The following is a 16,011-nucleotide window of genomic DNA, read 5'->3' on the forward strand; positions in this document are numbered from 1 at the left end:
GTTCTCGAAAGGATTTCGAATGTCGTCGCTTGCAGGAAGCCATGTTTTAATTACCGGTGGCACCGGTTCGTTTGGAAAGAAATGTGTCGAAACGCTGCTGCGCGAACATCGACCAAAGCGTTTGGTCGTCTTTAGCCGCGACGAACAAAAGCATGTTGATATGGCGCGGAACCATTTCCCTGCCGCCGATTTCCCAGAGGTGCGCTACTTCGTGGGGGACGTTCGCGATAAGAACCGGCTGCAACGCGCTCTCGGTGGCATCGACTATGTGATCCACGCTGCAGCAATGAAGCACGTCGATATCGCTGAGTACAATCCGCAAGAATGCATCAGCACCAATATTGGTGGCGCCGAAAACCTGATCGATGCGTGCATTGACACCGGCGTTAAGAAACTGGTCGCCCTGTCGACCGACAAAGCGGCGGCTCCAGTGAATCTTTATGGAGCGACGAAGCTGTGCAGCGACAAACTGTTCGCCGCCGCGAATTCGCTCTCGGGCGAGAGCGGAACTCGTTTCTGTGCGGTTCGCTACGGCAACGTGCTCGGTTCCAATGGTAGTGTGGTGCCGTTCTTCGAGAGCAAACGCGGCGAGGGAGTCTTGCCCATCACCAGCCCTGATATGACTCGGTTCGTGATCACGCTCGAAGAAGGCGTGGAGTTTGTGTTGAAATCATTCGAACGAATGGAAGGCGGCGAGATTTTCGTGCCGAAGATTCCGAGTGTTTCGATCATGGACATCGCGAAAGCCGTCGCGCCGGAATGCAAGACGAAAGTCGTCGGGGTTCGTCCGGGCGAAAAAATGCATGAATGCATGATCCCAGCTGACGAGGCCCGCATGACCCTCGAATTCGATGATCACTACATTGTTCAGCCATCGGCACGCCCGTGGTGCAAAGACGCACCGAGCTATGTCGCGTCCGGAAAACCTTGCACAGACAATTTCTGCTACGCGAGCGATAACAACCCGCATTGGCTAAGCGTTGAGGAACTCCGTGACACGATCGCGCGTTGCTGCGGTCCCGTCGAACCCCATCGTCTGCGAGTGGCTGCTTAACGCCTGTCCGAATAAGGGGCTGACCCCTTGGAGGCGAATCCGTCGGCCTGCTCGGGAACGTCCTCGGCGAATGCGGACGGTCTTCTTTCTGAACACCTTCTCGGAAAGGCTTTTAGCTTGATTGGGGTAGCTTCGATTGTCGGAGAGCCTCTACTACGGCGTGAGAGAACAGTATTGACTGGCGTTTCCTCGTGTTTGCATCAGCATCCGATATGGTGCTGTGCTGGACGTGAGTGAGTCAGCATCACGACCATTACTATTGGCCAAGGAGGGCCATTCACGTGATTCCATACGGCCGTCAATCGATTGACGAGACGGACATCGAAGCCGTCGCTAACGCTCTGCGTTCAGACTGGTTGACGCAAGGACCTGCGATCGACGCCTTTGAGGCATCCCTGGCTCAGCGATGCCAATCTCGTTACGCGGTAGCGTGCAATTCCGGAACCGCGGCTTTGCATATGGCCTATGCGGCTGCGGACGTGGGGCCGGGCACTGTCGTGGTCGTGCCAGCGAATACTTTTTTAGCGACCGCCAATGCAGCAATCTACTTGGGTGCAGAGGTTCGTTTTTGCGATGTTGATTCCCAAACGGGACTGATGACCGCCGAGACGCTCGCCGCAGCACTGTCGAGTGATGTGCGCCAGCGGGTTCGAGCGGTGGCCCCTGTTCACTTCGCTGGCCAAGCCTGCGATATGGCGGCGATTGCCGATACGGTGAACCGTTTGTGCCCTCAGGCGGTGGTAGTCGAAGATGCCAGCCATGCGATTGGTGGCGTTCACCAGGATGGTGTGCCCGTCGGTTCACTCGGTCACGCAGCCATGGTGACCTTTAGTTTCCATCCCGTTAAACATATCGCTGCCGGTGAAGGCGGTGCGGTGACTACAGATTGTCCTGAGCTGCAGAACAAACTCAATCAATTTCGTTGCCATGGGATGACGAAGGATCCCGGCGAGTTGCGCCGGCCCGAGGAGGGGCCTTGGTACTACGAAATGCACACACCGGGATTCAATTACCGCATCCCCGAGATGTCGTGTGCACTCGCGTGTTCGCAGTTGAAGAAGCTGGATCGATTCATCACCCGGCGACGTGAGATAGCCGAGCGCTACCTCGACGAACTGCGGAATGTTAGCCATCTCAAACTGCCGTCGTCGCACACGCTCAACACTTCGGCGTGGCACCTGTTCTGCCTGCATGTTGATTTCCAATCGCTGGGATGCGACCGGGCGGAGTTGATGCAGCGTCTTGTTAACTGCGGTGTGGGAACCCAGGTCCACTACTACCCAGTCCCACTCCAGCCGTTTTACGTCGATCGATATCAACATACCGCCTCCCAATTCCCGGGCGCTGTTGGGCATTACGACCGGGCATTGAGTATCCCGGTCTTTCCAGCCATGACCGACGCGGAGGTCAAGCAAGTGATCTCTTCGGTTCGCCGGACATTCGCGACCGCGGGCCATGTGCGGACGATGGCCGCCTAAAGCGGCCACCTCAAGAACGAAATCAGCAAATACGAGGTAGACAACCACTGCTCTCGGGAAGTGGTTGAATCGGAGAATGTGGCCACCCCGATTTTGGGGATGGCTCGAGCAAACAGTCTCGCCAAGAAGGGGTCTGACCCTCGCCGGTGAGAACGACGAGAAACAAGTCAAAGGACTCGCCTCCAAAGGGTCAGACCCCTTTACGGATAGTGCTAAAGTAAAACCCATGAAAACAGTTGTTATCATTCAAGCTCGAGTGGGATCGACCCGGTTGCCGCGGAAGGTGCTACTACGCCTTGGCGATCAAACCGTGCTCGGCCGAATCGTCGATCGGATGCGGGCCTGCAAGCGGGTCGATGAGGTTGTGGTAGCGACCACGCATGAGTCCGCTGATGATGCGATCATCGAGGAATGTCAACGTTGCCGGGTGCGGGTGGTTCGCGGCAGCGAACACGATGTGTTGGCTCGCTACCATCATGCCGCCTTGGTTTCTCGGGCCACCGATGTGATTCGGATCACAGCGGATTGCCCGCTGATCGATCCCCAATTGGCAGACCAGCTCATCGCGCAGTATCGAGTCCACCGGAACAACGTTCCTCCGGTGGATTACATTTCCAATACGCGTCCGCGCAGCTATCCGCATGGACTCGACATGGAGATGTTCAGCATGGAAGCATTGGAAGTGGCGCACCGCGAAGCGACAGCCGCTTACGAGCGTGAGCACGTGACGCCTTATTTCTATCAACACCCCGAGCGATTCCACTTAGAGAATATCGTTCAGCAGGTCGACCAATCGGCGCTAAGGTGGACGCTCGATGAGCCGACCGATTTTGTCTTCTTTCAAGCTGTGTTCCGACACTTTGGCGGTACGGACTTTGTCACCACCGCGGAAGTATTGAAACTACTCGACCAGCATCCGCACCTCCAACGTATCAACGCAGCCGTGAAACAGAAGAAGCTGAGAGCCGCATGACATTGCCGAGTTTTCCAATCGCGACGACCTCGATTGGAACGGATCAGCCTCCGTTCGTGATCGCAGAGATGTCGGGGAATCATAACCAGTCGCTCGATCGAGCCATTGCGATCGTCGATGCAGCGGCCGATGCTGGAGCGCACGCGGTCAAACTGCAGACGTACACCGCCGATACCATGACCCTCGATGTCGATCGGGATGAGTTCAAGATCCTCGACCCGGAGAGCCTGTGGTTTGGGCGTCGGTTGCATGAGCTCTATCGAGAGGCCGCCACTCCGTGGGATTGGCACGACGCGATCTTTGCGCATGCCAAGTCACGCGGGATCATCGCATTCAGTTCACCATTTGACGAAACGGCTGTCGATTTTCTCGAGACACTCGATGCGCCCGCCTACAAAATCGCTTCTTTTGAACTGACGGATTTGCCGCTGATCGCCAAGACCGCTGCGACCGGAAAACCGCTGGTCATGTCAACGGGAATGGCGACGTTGGCGGAGATTGATCAAGCCATCGAGTGCGCTCGTGAGCATGGCTGTGGCGACTTGGTACTGCTCAAATGTACGAGCAACTATCCCGCTACACCGGAATCGACGAACCTGCGAACGATCGAGCACCTGAGGGATAGTTTCGGTGTGCAAGTTGGTCTGTCTGATCACACCGGTGGGATTGGTGCTGCGGTCGCTGCCGTGGCCATGGGCGCGACCGTAATCGAAAAACACTTCACTCTCCGCCGCGCCGATGGCGGTGTGGATTCCGCATTCTCTCTCGAACCCAATGAGCTGAAGAGTTTGGTTGTCGAGACCGAGCGAGCTTGGCAAGCGTTGGGTGAAATTCGCTATGGCAGTGCGGGCCCACAGCAAAAATCCCTGATTTTCCGCCGCTCTATTTTCGTAACTCGAGACGTGGAAAAAGGCGAAGTCGTGGGCCCCGACTGTCTCCGCATCGTACGTCCTGGACATGGATTGACGCCGAAGAATTGGTCGCGGGTCTGCGGTCGGACGACGAACCGGAAACTGACTCGAGGTGAACCAACGAACTGGGATATGTTCGTCTGAGGGCTCGTCTCTTGCGATCAGTCTTCGAGTTCGATCATCTCGACGGGCATGATCACATCCTCACTGCGGATGAGACGGATGTTGCTGCAGCGGTTGAAATAGAATTGACGGGGTTGTTCGCGGCACAGGCACAATCCGAGAAACCGATCCGAATTGGAATAGCGAATCGGGCTGACGGTGCGGCGAGTGCGTTTGCCTTTGCTATCGGCATACTCCAGTTCCACTACCCACTCATCGGAATCGAGCATCGCGATTCGAAGCATCTGCTGAGTCGTTAGCGGTTTTCGTCGTCGCGACGGGGCGATAGCGAAGGGGGCTGAGGAAACAGCGGGATCGAGAGTCAAAGTGGTCATGGTTGGAAGTCGTCAGAGGGATGTGAAATGGGCCTGCAGCGGGTGATTTGCAATCCACAGATCGAAGCCTTGCGTTCGGCTCGGTGCGGCGTTCGCCTTGGATTACTAGTAGGATCGCAGCACAGGGTGACACGTTTGGTCAGGGGGGGGCGAAAGATGAGAAATAACGGCTGTTTGCTAAGCAAATCGATTGGGTTGAGCCGAGTGGGGACGCGTCGGGGTATCGATCTCGAACGCTCGCGCATTCTAGTGCAGGCGGCGATCCGCCCTCCTGCTCGGTGGAAGATCCCGGCTCCGCCACTGGCACGTTTCATCGTGATCGGGTTGCTGCTGTTCGGGACGAGATCCCTCTCCGCTCAATTCCCACCGAGTGCTGGCGTCTCGATGACCTCCGATCAGACCCGGCAATCGGTGCAGTGGCTCGCCCACGAACTGATGATGCAGGTCCCCCCATGCATCGATGGCGATGATGATTGGGGCGAGACGAAGAAAGTGTGGGCAGGTGTGAAGGTCCATCGGGACGGCTGGGAACTGAAGACGCATCGACGTTGGCGAGAGCTGCGGCACGGTCGCTGGCTCCGGTATGAAATTGAGCTGTCCGAGCAGAACACAGCGCCCGCGTCGGCGGGCTCGGATTCGACGGCCGCTTCGGTCACGGTTTCCGATGGCAATGTCGCTACGCTGCTGCAGCCCTATGCAGCCTCCGACGTGGTGACGATTCACAGTGTGACAGCAGTGACATCCGATGCCGGACTGCAAAGCTGGCGAGCCGACGCGACGGTCGCGACACCAGCTCGCTTTGCGGTGCGGGTCGAACGTTGGAACCTGGGGATGAAGTGGTACAGCATCGAGATATCGGGCAAGATGAACGTATCGATGAGGTCGACGCTCACGATGGGGATGTCGGCGGACTTCGCCGAGGTGCCGCCGGCGGTCGAGCTGAACGTCAATGTTGAGAAGGCGTCCTTGTCTGTGGACCGATTCGAGGTCGAGCGGATCAGCAAACTCGGAGGCGATGCGGCGGAGGAGATCGGTGATCTCGCTGAAAACACGATCGGCAAGGTTTGGATCCGCAAAGAGAACACCCGCTTGGTCGACCGGCTCAATGACGCCATTGCCGACAATCGTGATTCTCTGCGGTGGTCGATGGCCGATTGGCTTGTTCAACTGGCACCATGAATTTTCTCTGTCACGCGCTCCCTGCGATGCACTCGTTGCCTGGCCCGTCGTCGGATGCATCGTCTGAGCTCGATTTAGCGGTGCAAGCCATCTGTACGGGCATGCCTGATTTCCTATCGGTGATCGACCGCCGCATCCGAGCTCGCCGGCGGGCTGCCGAACCGTTTTTAAATGCTCCCAATACGGTCATGCGCAGCGTCGCGACCGGCATCGTCTCTCACGTCACCGATGACCAGTGGTTCCATGGTGGTGAGACATTCGCACGCATGAATCTTGAGTTCGCTGTGCAGTTGCGAGATCGCATGCCCGGCGATGCAGGGTTTCGGCCGTCGTTTGTCGGTCATATCCTGATCGAGATGTTGCTCGATGCGAACTATGTGATCGCGCAGCGGCACTGGGTTGATCGGTACTACGCGCTGTTCGACGAGGCTCCTCTGGAGGAGATCGAATCCAGTGTCAACGAGATAACAGGAAAGCCCACCGATCGCATCGCTGAGACGCTGCGTCGGTTCGCAACAACACGGTTTCTCTATGACTACGCCGACGATACGAAGCTATTGATGCGGCTCAACCAAGTCATGGCGCGCGTGGGCCTGGAGCAACTACCCGAGGCGGTTCAGCGGTGGTTGCCCGAGGCTCGAGCGGAAGTGCTCGCCAACCACACGCGTCTGCTCAGTGACCCCAGTAGGGCCACCCACTATCCGCCGCTTTGAGAGATCGTGCGGATACGCGTTTTATACTGTCGGTCGTTGAGCCGAATGCGGCTCTCGGCAACTCAGGATTGACGATCCTACCGTTCTGCAGGTTTCGATCACCCGCCATCGGTGCGCTGCGATTACTCCGCCGGCGTTTCCCGGCGGAACACAGCCACGATGTCATCGACAGGCACGACGAACAATTGATTGTCGTGCTCCAGGTCCACTGGGATCGCATTTTTGGGATGGAATAGGATCTTGTCGTACTGACGCAGCGGCAGTTCATCGTCATGCTCCACGACTGCGCTGATCGTGACGATGCGGCCCGTAATGGTTGGAATCTCGGCGGCATCAGGCAACGCGATTCCACCTCGGGTTTCCCGCTTGGGTTCATCCTTGCGGACGAGCACTCGGTCACCGATGGGTTCGACATACTCGAACGAGGAGGGAGCTACTTTTTTCTTCGTCATCAATTCAAATCCTATTGGGGCGGGCCCCTTATTTCTCTCAGTGATTCTCAGTTGACCTTGGCAAAAATCATCTTGCCAGCGTTCGTCTGCAACGTGCTCGTTACCCGAACGTCCAGTTCTTGGCCGATTTTATTGCGTCCGCCTTCGACCACGACCATGGTGCCGTCGTCCAGGTATCCAATCCCCTGTTCGGGGCCTTCACCAGGCTTGATGACCCGCAAGCGGAATGTTTCATCGGGCAAGAACACCGGTCGGAGCGAATTGCTGATCTCATTCAGATTGATGACCGGCACGCCATGAACCTTGGCAACCTTGTTCAGGTTGAAATCGCCCGTCACCACCTTGCCTTCGAGATGCTTGGCTAATAGGACCAATTTCAAATCGACCGTTTGCCCAGCGAGTTCGGGGAGCTCTCGATCAAATATTTGCAGATCCACATTCTCATCCGCTCGCAACCGATTGAGCACATCGAGCCCGCGGCGACCACGCGTGCGACGCAACTTATCGCTGCTATCGGCGATCGCCTGTAACTCGCTCAAGGCAAACCGTGGCATGATCAATTGATTGTCAAACACCCCCGTCGCAACGAGATCCGCGATCCGACCATCAATCACCACGCTCGTATCCAGGATCAACGGTTTGAAACCCTTGACCTCGCGCACAAACTCGACATACGGAATGAGAAATCGAAAGTCATCCTTGGTCTGCAACAGCACCGAGGTGCAGAGGTAGCAGAGGCAAATCCCGATCAGCAAACGGGCATGATCGGCGCTGCCGAATTGCTCCAGCAGCGGAGCGGCCGCGATACTTAAAATGTACGTCAGCAACACACCGATCAAGACACCAAAATAGACCGATGTGATCGTGTCGATGCGTTTTCGAGGCAGATAGATATCGACCACGACCATGATCACGGCCACGCCCATGATGACGATGAAGTTCAGCCACGGCAAAACCGAAGGTCCACCGCTCGGCAGCGCGGAATTGATGATTGCTGAAACGCCACCGGCGCACAACAAAAAGAACAGTCGAAGAACAATCAATGCCATGGGTGCTAGCGGCCAGCGTGGGAAACGCGGGTCGACCTGACGCGGGGAGTGGGAGGAAACAGTGAGGTGGTGTGCGGCCTAGTGTAAATGCTCGCGACGAATCGCCCAGGGGTTGAGTTCCGCTTGGCACTCGACAAGGCAAAAAACTTCACCAATCTGCCAGGGGGCCTCCTGTGGAGTGGTCCAAACTCGCGAATTGCTCGTCGCAGAATCGGTCCGTCATCCCCGCAATGTACTCGCCCACGACGCGAGCGAGCGGCACCAATTCTGCCCGTCTTCGGAATCTCAGCGGCAAACGCATCGGATTTCGCGTCAATGTGCCGAAAAGCACGCTGACGCGGTGAGCGGCCGATTCTCGCACCGGCAATAATCGCGGGTGACGATAAACGGCATCGAAGAGAAATCGCTCCAGTTCACGACGTTCCGTTGCTAACGAATCGCTGTGGTGCAAACGAATCCCCGCATCGCGAACATGGTCCGCTGACATCCCCTGAGCCGTTTGCAGCAGCTCGACCGCAATCTGCAATAAATCGCTGACCTGCAGATCGATCAATTCGTGCACGAGCAATTGGCGCGTCGGGCCCATCGGCAGGTTGCCCGCTTTCTGACGCACGCGATCCATGGCGCGACGAATAATCGCCAACTCCGAGAGACTGTCAATCGACAAGAGACCCATCTGCAATGCGTCGTCGACGTCATGGGCGTCGTAGGCGATGGAGTCTGCCGCATCGACGATTTGCACTTCCAGCAACGGAGCCCGGCCCACCGCCGCCTCCGATTTGTGCGCCCGGGTGTCCTGGCCCGCTAGCGTTTCGGCGGACAGGTTCAAGCCAGCAAAGGCGTGATAGCGTTGCTCGAGTTCTTCCACAATCGTCAGCGCAAACTGATTGTGCGAAAAACCGCCTACGCCCGCCATGCATTCGCTCAGAACATCCTCACCGCAATGTCCGTAGGGCGGGTGCCCGATGTCGTGCATCAAGGCCAAGGCCTCAGTCAAATCCTCATTCAGACGCAACACCCGAGCCAACGTCCGGGCCACCGACGCCACCTCGAAAGTATGCGTCAATCGTGTGCGATGGTAGGTCCCCATCTCGCCGGTGAAGACCTGCATTTTTCCCGACAGTCTGCGAAAGGCGCTGCTGTGCAGGATACGATCCCGGTCGCGCCCGTAGGGCCCGCGGTAGGCGTGCGGTGGTTCATGCTGCGCCCGACCAGCCGAATCGCTGCTGTGCATGGCGTAGGACGCCAGTAAGAGGTGTTCCCGATCGGCGTATCTTCGCAGATCGATCAAGGGGCCACCGGTCGACATGATAGATGGGGGTACGCTCGGAATAACGTGGAGAAAACGATCCACTGATAAGGTAGCCTCCGGGGACCGCATCGCCCAGGGCAACGAAAACCACGCTGGAATCGGGGTGGTTCTGCGGCATCGGGAATTCAGAGGATGAACGCTAACACGCTATTCTAGCGACTTTACCTCGCGTCCAGCCTTGGTACCCAGGGCGCCCCACAAGCCATACGGACTCTCTTCGCCCGGAGTGCCGGCCTTGGGCAGCGTGGCGCGGCTTTGATCGCCCGCTTCGATGCTTTCTGTGATGAACCGGATCGCACCGTCGGCCATCAAAATGTGACAACCCCCTTGGTGACGACTGCCCATCGTCAACGTGCCGTCAGCACCGTCGCCGCCCCACAGGCAGCTCTCCTTGTTCGGCGGACGCACCGTGTTGACGCTGCTGTACATCGGCCGTCCATCGGCCCAGCGCTTGCCACGGCGTTGATCGCCAGCACCCGTGTCGCTCGCATCGAGCCAGAACTGGGGACGCGCGGGATCGACATTCTCCTGGTAGCAGAGTTGTGGATCAAAGAAGAATGGATCCTGCTGATTCATCTTCGGCTGCGCATTGATTTCCAAGTTACCCGCGTCGGTCACATACTCACCACACATCAGCGTGTTGGACGTGCCGTCGAGAATGTCACGGAAACTGGTGTCGTATCGGGGCTCAAAAACACCCCGCAGTCGTGTCTTCACGCTCGCGTCGACCACCTGACCCAATGCATCAACGCCTCCATCGTGAGTGGTTTGAATCGCATCACCAACGCAACAGGCGTAATTTGAAAGGCCGGTTTGACCAGCGGTCCCTACCGTTGGATCACTCGGGCAACGAAACGAGCCGACCGTCGTGATCCAGGGTGTGTAGTTTGTGTCCCAGGGATTCGGACCCATCGCTTGATAGGCAGGCGTCTTGGGCGTCCCATTGGCATTGAGTGCCAACGGGTTGCTGATCTGTTGCCAGAGGGCTTGCTGCTCGAGAAAGGGCAGTGTGCCAACGAGCCAACTGAGGATGTGATTGTTGTCGCCCACCCCAGCAGGCGATGAACAGCAATACGTGCCACCGGACTCCTTCGGGAATTGATTGTACGCCGCGTGGTAGTTGTGTAGCGACAAACCGATCTGCTTGAAGTTATTGCTGCAGCTCATTCGGCGAGCAGCCTCCCGAGCGGCTTGGACGGCCGGCAAGAGCAAACCTACGAGCACGCCGATGATGGCGATCACAACCAACAATTCAACCAGAGTGAAACCGCTCCGGTCTCTCGGTGAGTATTTCATTTCGAGTATTGAGTTGAAAAGTAAAAAGATTCCATCGCTTGGGCCTTGGGCATCGCCCAGGCAATGGTGGTCCAGGCAATGTAGCGCGGGCGATGGTGATTGATCGATAGGCGACGAGAGCGCAATCGCTGGGGGGCCAGTCCTACGCATCCGTGTTCCCGACAGTTCTCTACCGACTGCGGTCACGTTCTCGCATGCGTTTCTGCTCGGCAGCATATTCAGCAGCTCTCTCGTCGGCCTCCGCCGCGAGTTCTTCGGCCGTTGGTGTGTTTTCAGGCGGCGCCGCGACGCTGTTCTCCGGTGTCCCACCGCAACCAGGCAGCCCGAGACAGACAGATAGCAGCAGCACGGGCCAGATCGAAGAGAAAGATCGTTGCATTGAGCGAGAGGTAACCATGGCGGCATCAATGGAGGAGCGAGACATCCCTCAATCGCGCGTCGGCGATCGGGTTCGTAGGTCGATAGCACCCACACAGGAAGGGTGGAGAGAGGGGGCGACAGTGGATTCGCTTTCGTTGCACACTTCTCGGCCCTTCCCGAACACTATAACCCAAGCATGTTGTCATTCGCTCTCAAAAAGAGCAAGTACCGCAATGATGTCCTGGTTCGAGAGGTTTTCGCGATCCCAGCGATGATTTGTGGCTCATCCGACGGAAGCGTGCGCCCGAGGTTTTCAAGGCATGGCTCCAGTATCGAAGGATTTATTTGTGGGGTGTGATTATCAATGTTAGACTGGCACTGCCGGGAGAAACGTAGCCGAGCTCTGCAGAGGTGCTGGCTTGGCAAGGGATATCTCGGTCGCCAGCGTTTCCCTGCAAAAGCGGTACGCCAATGGTGTTGTCGGTCTCTGGCGAGCGTTTGTTCGTCAGGGACGCCTTTTTTTGAACGATCATTGGATACGAGAGCCATGCCTGGTATGTCCCCAAGTTAGCCTAAAAAACTACCAGGGGCGCATTCTGAGTGCTTTCATTGAAGGAATTCACTTTCCCTTCAATCAAGGAACTCCGATATGGCAATCGCCACCAAGAAACGTTCGTCAAAATCGTCAAAATCCAATCAGGCCCGTTACATCGGCAAGCCAGCTGGGGTGATTCAGCAGCGAGTCGAGGCGGTCGGTCCCTCTCACTTTGGTGTCGTTTCGGTCGACTGCGCCAAACGCAGATCCAAGTGGGATTGAATTTCAGAATCTGCGATTGCTTGAGTGAGGCTTCCAACGATACCTTTGACATCCATGAGGCTTCCTTTCCTGCGGTGTTAGTTTGAGCACCAACATTTTGCAGGAGGAAGCCTCTTTTCATGAATACCAATCTCGCCGGATCACAGGCGCACTACGCGGATCGCACCCCATGGCTCCCGTATCCAAGGATTTATTTGTGGGATGTGATTATCAATGTTAAGCAGGTCGGGGTAGTTGTTTCGGTCTATTAGCCGGTGGGCGTTAGCCCCGGTTCCTTCAACGCTTCGCGTTTGGCGGCAGAAAACCGGGGCTAACGCCCACCGGCTAATTGAGTTATGCGGAAAAACTTCCCCAGACGTGCTTAGACTGGCACTGCCGGGAGAAACGGAGCCGAGCTCTGCAGAGGTGCGGGCTTGGCAAGGAATATCTCGGTCGCCAGCGTTTCCCTGCAAAAGCGGCACGCCAATGGTGTTGTCGGTCCCTGGCGAGCGTTTGTTCGTCAGCGACGCATTTTTGAACGATCATTGGATACGAGAGCCATGCCTCAAAAAACCTTCCGCTGTGCTCTACGCACGCTTCCGTCGGATGAACCAGACAAGACCGGTCTCTCTACCGTGCGCGTGAAGACTCAAGACTCAATAGTCCAAGCGAACGCGTAATGGCTCGTCGAGCGACACCAGAAGATACCACCTACTCGCATGGAGGCGTCGTGATCGCATCCGCATTGGTCGACGCTACCGCGGATAAAACGCTTTCGGCAAGACAGGCATTCACTCGCCGTCGTGCTCAGTGAATGCGGCACTCCCACCCGAGCGAAGATGCCTTGCGGCGTCGCCGCCGGCTTAACCACCGAGCGGCTGGAGTTATCGGAGGGTGCTCCAAGACACGCTGGCTCGCTGCCACGTGGTTTCTTAGGGGCTGACGGCGATTGAGTTGAGCTGAATCGACAGCCCGGCATGCAGAAGGGTGGACAGCGTCACCCGGTGTCTTCTTAGGGGAACAACAAGTAGCGAGCTTGAAGGTGGCGTAAACTTCCAGCTCGCGATTCTTTCCGACCGCAAGCTGGAAGCCTACTCCACTTGTTGTCCTCCCGTTGCTTCCGCACTCGGCTCAGCGGATGGGACTCAGCGAATGCTGTTCGGCGCCCGGTTCCACTTCCTATTTCGTCTTGGCCTTGCCGTTCGCCGAAGCATTGCCGCCCGCCGAAGCTTTGCCGTTGGCTTGGGCCTTGCCGTTGGCTTGAGATTTACCGTTGACCTGGACGGTGGCAACACGGCTGGTCCGTTCAGCCGAGGCTGACTTGGAAGTGGGCCGCGTGTAGTCGCTGCGGTAGTAACCGTAGTAGCCGCCGTCGGCATCAAAGGCTTTCGCTGCGCCGTAGGTATTGAGCATGCAGCCGACAAAATTGCCCCCGGCGGTTTCGACGCGGCGAAGCGTATTGACGACTTCGTCACGACGTACCTTGGAGACTCGGACGACGAGGATTGCGCCGTCGAGGCGAGGCAGCACCACGACGGGGTCCGACACTGCCAACACGGGTGGCAGGTCAACGAGCACAAAATCGAACTGGGATCGCGCGGTCGCGAGTACCTCGTCGAGCTCTTCGGACTGCAAGAACTCGGCGGGCGAAGTGCTCGACGATCCGGCTGGCATCACGTGCACATTGTCGACCTTGGTCTCTTTGACGGCTTCGTTAAAATCGATGCGTCCTTCGAGCAGATCGCACAAGCCGTTCTCTTTGCTGAGGTTAAAGAAACGGTGGGCACTTGGGCGTCGCAGGTCGGCATCGATAATCAGAATTTTCAAGCCGATTTGCGAGAAGGAGACGGCGAAGTTCGAAACGACCGTAGACTTCCCATCACCCTGCATGGGGCTGGTGAATCCGATCGTTCGCAACGCACCGCTGCGGATTTCGGGCAACAGCATTGTACGTCCGAGCCGGAAGGCTTCGGCGTCGGGTGATTCGCCGGTGGCGATCAAGCCAGAGACCCCCTTCTTGATCGACTCCAGTTTCCCGACACGTCCGAGGCTGGTCAAACCAATGGCTTCATCGAGTTCTGCCGCGGAGCGGAAGCGACCATCACGCAGATCATTGGCAACGGCAAGGAAGAGGCCGGAGAACAACCCCAGCATCAGGCCACCGAGTCCGCAGAGCGAAAGTTTCGGCCACGATTTTTCACCGCGACGTGGGACTTCGAGAAACTCGTACAGATAGCCGCTCAAACCGCTCGCGGTATCGAGATCTCGTAACTGCTGCACGATGCCTTCGAACAACGCTTCTTGGCGAGTGATCTTTTTCTGCAGCACCATGTCGGTGAGCTCATACTCGATCAATTCCTTCGCCTTGCGTTCGGCATCGGCAGCGAGGAACGTCAGTTCCTTGCGCCGCTCGGTCAGTGTCGCGAGGTCATGGTTAAGAAATCCGACATAGGCTTTGAGCAATCCCTCGGGATTCAATGCAGTGTCGGTAAACGCCATCGCTGGGTTGGTGAGTTCCTGCTTGTCCTGCAGGAACTCTTTGACGAGATCAATCTGGTTCTGAATCTCGAGAACCTTGGGGTGAGCGGCACCGAAGATGGACGACAAACGCCGTTTCTCACTATTGAGTTCGAGCAGGTGGGTGATCTGTGTGTGCGCTTCTTCCACCTTGGCAGGCATCGCTGCTTTAAACTCGGCCGTGTTCGAAGCGTTCATCTGAAGACCGGCGAAGACACCGAGACGCTCGAGACTCTCGCTATCGATCAACGCGAGCTTATCGAGGTGGTCGACAGGATTGTCCGATCCATCCATCTCCTTGAGTGTGGCGTCGACGCGTTGCAACCGCGTGCGGACGGTGGACTCCTTGATGTCCAGATCGAGCAGTTCTTCTTGGATGCGGCGGTAGCGGTCCTGGTAGACGTTGCTGCTGCCTTCGCCTTGGAAGAAGAGCGGTGCACTCTGGCGGGACTTCATGTGCTCTTGTTCGGCAGCGACCAAATCCGCTTCAATGTCCTGCTTGGCCTCGTTAACCATTTCGTTGGCACGGCCCATCAGCTGTTCGACCTGGGCGATGATAAACTGCTCATATCGCTTCATGACCGCCGTCAGGATCAACTGAGCGTCATCGGGATCCGTATGGGTCATCGTTACCCGGAGGCTACGAGCTGCCTTCGCGGAACCTTCGCCACCCTTGGAGATCGAAATATGCTCCACGACGTAGTCCGTGGCATCAAACCCAGGACGCTCCTGATTGAGATGTGTCGTGATCGACGGCAATTCAGACAGCTCGTTTTGCTCGAGAGCCTCGCCCACGATCATGCGGCTTTTGATTAACTGGATGTGGTTAGCGAGGATGTCTTCCTCCACCATCTCCTGGCCGGTGCCGTCGGAATCCAGCCCCGCGCTCTTTTGATTGATCAGTACCGTCGCGCTGGACTGATACCAAACGGGAGCGTAAAGGGAATATGCGACGCCCGCGGTCAGTCCGCAGATGCACAGGAACAGAATGATCCAGCGTTGGCGTTGGAGGATCTGCAGGACATCCAACGAATCAGCCTGATCGTCGTCCGATTTCGGGCGCGTCAAGGCTTGGATCCGATTCTTGGGTTCGTTGGGTTCTGCCATAATCATTCAGTTCATCCCCACGTGGAAAGCAACCACGCCTAGCTTGTTTTGATAAGTTCGATGGATTGGGTGGGCTTTTGCAGCCCCGATAAGGTCTTCAATAATCCTCCGCTTTACGGGGATCGTCAAGGTAAAAAATGCTGCCCGATCCGATTTGCTAGCAGAGTCACGGCCAATCCGCACGACCGATGCAGGCGGAAGGGTTTGCGTTGTTCTGACCTCGAAAACGGGGCGAATTTGGTCTCCACAGGGGTCACGGGAGCCCATGAAACCACGGTGACGCATCAAGGTGGAGAAACCACCCGCTCGTGCGGGCG

Annotated in this window: 14 protein-coding genes; 7 read left to right on the plus strand and 7 right to left on the minus strand. The window is 57.1% G+C overall.

Features of this window, described 5'->3' with window-relative positions; all coding sequences use genetic code 11:
- Positions 1-19: 19 nt before the first annotated feature.
- The 4 genes from pseB (at position 20) to pseI (ending at position 4,560) form a co-directional block, all read left to right on the plus strand.
- A complete protein-coding gene (pseB, locus tag CA85_RS17375; protein ID WP_146392642.1) occupies positions 20-1,054 on the plus strand; it encodes a UDP-N-acetylglucosamine 4,6-dehydratase (inverting) in 1,035 nt (344 codons plus the stop codon).
- Between the two features lie 281 nt (positions 1,055-1,335).
- Positions 1,336-2,532: a UDP-4-amino-4,6-dideoxy-N-acetyl-beta-L-altrosamine transaminase gene (pseC, locus tag CA85_RS17380; RefSeq protein ID WP_222435475.1), complete on the plus strand. Its 1,197-nt coding sequence runs from the start codon at positions 1,336-1,338 to the stop codon at positions 2,530-2,532.
- Between the two features lie 226 nt (positions 2,533-2,758).
- The gene (locus CA85_RS17385; protein ID WP_186775018.1) at positions 2,759-3,505 is read left to right on the plus strand and encodes a cytidylyltransferase domain-containing protein; all 747 of its coding nucleotides are present in this window, start codon (positions 2,759-2,761) and stop codon (positions 3,503-3,505) included.
- Positions 3,502-4,560, plus strand: a complete 1,059-nt coding sequence (pseI, locus tag CA85_RS17390; protein WP_146392644.1) for a pseudaminic acid synthase — start codon at positions 3,502-3,504, stop codon at positions 4,558-4,560. Before CA85_RS17385 ends, pseI begins: the two co-directional genes overlap by 4 nt.
- 17 nt (positions 4,561-4,577) lie before the next feature.
- Here pseI and CA85_RS17395 read toward each other — a convergent pair whose 3' ends face one another.
- Entirely contained in the window at positions 4,578-4,913 is a 336-nt protein-coding gene (locus tag CA85_RS17395) for a hypothetical protein (RefSeq protein ID WP_246112909.1), read from the minus strand.
- A 156-nt stretch (positions 4,914-5,069) separates the two neighbouring features.
- Here CA85_RS17395 and CA85_RS17400 point away from each other — a divergent pair, with 156 nt between their 5' ends.
- The gene (locus tag CA85_RS17400) at positions 5,070-6,092 is read left to right on the plus strand and encodes a hypothetical protein (RefSeq protein ID WP_186775019.1); all 1,023 of its coding nucleotides are present in this window, start codon (positions 5,070-5,072) and stop codon (positions 6,090-6,092) included.
- Positions 6,089-6,805, plus strand: coding sequence for a hypothetical protein (locus CA85_RS17405; RefSeq protein ID WP_246112910.1), 717 nt, complete (start codon positions 6,089-6,091; stop codon positions 6,803-6,805). The genes CA85_RS17400 and CA85_RS17405 overlap by 4 nt, the downstream gene beginning before the upstream one ends.
- A gap of 122 nt (positions 6,806-6,927) precedes the next feature.
- On the opposite strand, the gene CA85_RS17410 is transcribed toward CA85_RS17405, so the two are convergent.
- From CA85_RS17410 to CA85_RS17430, 5 genes are all read right to left on the minus strand, one after another.
- The gene (locus CA85_RS17410) at positions 6,928-7,257 is read right to left on the minus strand and encodes a co-chaperone GroES (protein ID WP_146392645.1); all 330 of its coding nucleotides are present in this window, start codon (positions 7,255-7,257) and stop codon (positions 6,928-6,930) included.
- Positions 7,258-7,304: 47 nt separating this feature from the next.
- Positions 7,305-8,306: a PIN/TRAM domain-containing protein gene (locus CA85_RS17415; protein ID WP_146392646.1), complete on the minus strand. Its 1,002-nt coding sequence runs from the start codon at positions 8,304-8,306 to the stop codon at positions 7,305-7,307.
- A gap of 148 nt (positions 8,307-8,454) precedes the next feature.
- Entirely contained in the window at positions 8,455-9,597 is a 1,143-nt protein-coding gene (dgt, locus tag CA85_RS17420; protein WP_146392745.1) for a dGTP triphosphohydrolase, read from the minus strand.
- 168 nt (positions 9,598-9,765) lie between these two features.
- On the minus strand, positions 9,766-10,914 hold the full coding sequence (locus tag CA85_RS17425) for a DUF1559 domain-containing protein (RefSeq protein WP_146392647.1): 1,149 nt from the start codon (positions 10,912-10,914) through the stop codon (positions 9,766-9,768).
- Positions 10,915-11,083: 169 nt separating this feature from the next.
- Positions 11,084-11,263 (minus strand): hypothetical protein, encoded by a 180-nt coding sequence (locus tag CA85_RS17430; protein ID WP_246112912.1) that lies wholly within the window; start codon positions 11,261-11,263, stop codon positions 11,084-11,086.
- A 660-nt stretch (positions 11,264-11,923) separates the two neighbouring features.
- Between CA85_RS17430 and CA85_RS25025 the strand changes: the two genes are divergently transcribed.
- Entirely contained in the window at positions 11,924-12,091 is a 168-nt protein-coding gene (locus CA85_RS25025; protein WP_186775020.1) for a hypothetical protein, read from the plus strand.
- Positions 12,092-13,249: 1,158 nt separating this feature from the next.
- Here the strand turns inward: CA85_RS25025 and CA85_RS17440 are convergent.
- Entirely contained in the window at positions 13,250-15,700 is a 2,451-nt protein-coding gene (locus tag CA85_RS17440) for a polysaccharide biosynthesis tyrosine autokinase (RefSeq protein ID WP_246112913.1), read from the minus strand.
- Positions 15,701-16,011 lie beyond the last annotated feature (311 nt).

Origin of the sequence: Allorhodopirellula solitaria (assembly GCF_007859855.1) — a bacterium.
Classification (GTDB): domain Bacteria; phylum Planctomycetota; class Planctomycetia; order Pirellulales; family Pirellulaceae; genus Rhodopirellula; species Rhodopirellula solitaria.

Coding starts and splice junctions, on each gene's coding strand:
- CA85_RS17400 (WP_186775019.1), top strand. CDS start 5,070: ATGAGAAATAACGGCTGTTTGCTAAGCAAATCGATTGGGTTGAGCCGA.
- CA85_RS17440 (WP_246112913.1), bottom strand. CDS start 15,700: ATGATTATGGCAGAACCCAACGAACCCAAGAATCGGATCCAAGCCTTG.
- CA85_RS17410 (WP_146392645.1), bottom strand. CDS start 7,257: ATGACGAAGAAAAAAGTAGCTCCCTCCTCGTTCGAGTATGTCGAACCC.
- CA85_RS17385 (WP_186775018.1), top strand. CDS start 2,759: ATGAAAACAGTTGTTATCATTCAAGCTCGAGTGGGATCGACCCGGTTG.
- CA85_RS25025 (WP_186775020.1), top strand. CDS start 11,924: ATGGCAATCGCCACCAAGAAACGTTCGTCAAAATCGTCAAAATCCAAT.
- pseB (WP_146392642.1), top strand. CDS start 20: ATGTCGTCGCTTGCAGGAAGCCATGTTTTAATTACCGGTGGCACCGGT.
- CA85_RS17415 (WP_146392646.1), bottom strand. CDS start 8,306: ATGGCATTGATTGTTCTTCGACTGTTCTTTTTGTTGTGCGCCGGTGGC.
- CA85_RS17425 (WP_146392647.1), bottom strand. CDS start 10,914: ATGAAATACTCACCGAGAGACCGGAGCGGTTTCACTCTGGTTGAATTG.
- pseI (WP_146392644.1), top strand. CDS start 3,502: ATGACATTGCCGAGTTTTCCAATCGCGACGACCTCGATTGGAACGGAT.
- CA85_RS17395 (WP_246112909.1), bottom strand. CDS start 4,913: ATGACCACTTTGACTCTCGATCCCGCTGTTTCCTCAGCCCCCTTCGCT.
- CA85_RS17405 (WP_246112910.1), top strand. CDS start 6,089: ATGAATTTTCTCTGTCACGCGCTCCCTGCGATGCACTCGTTGCCTGGC.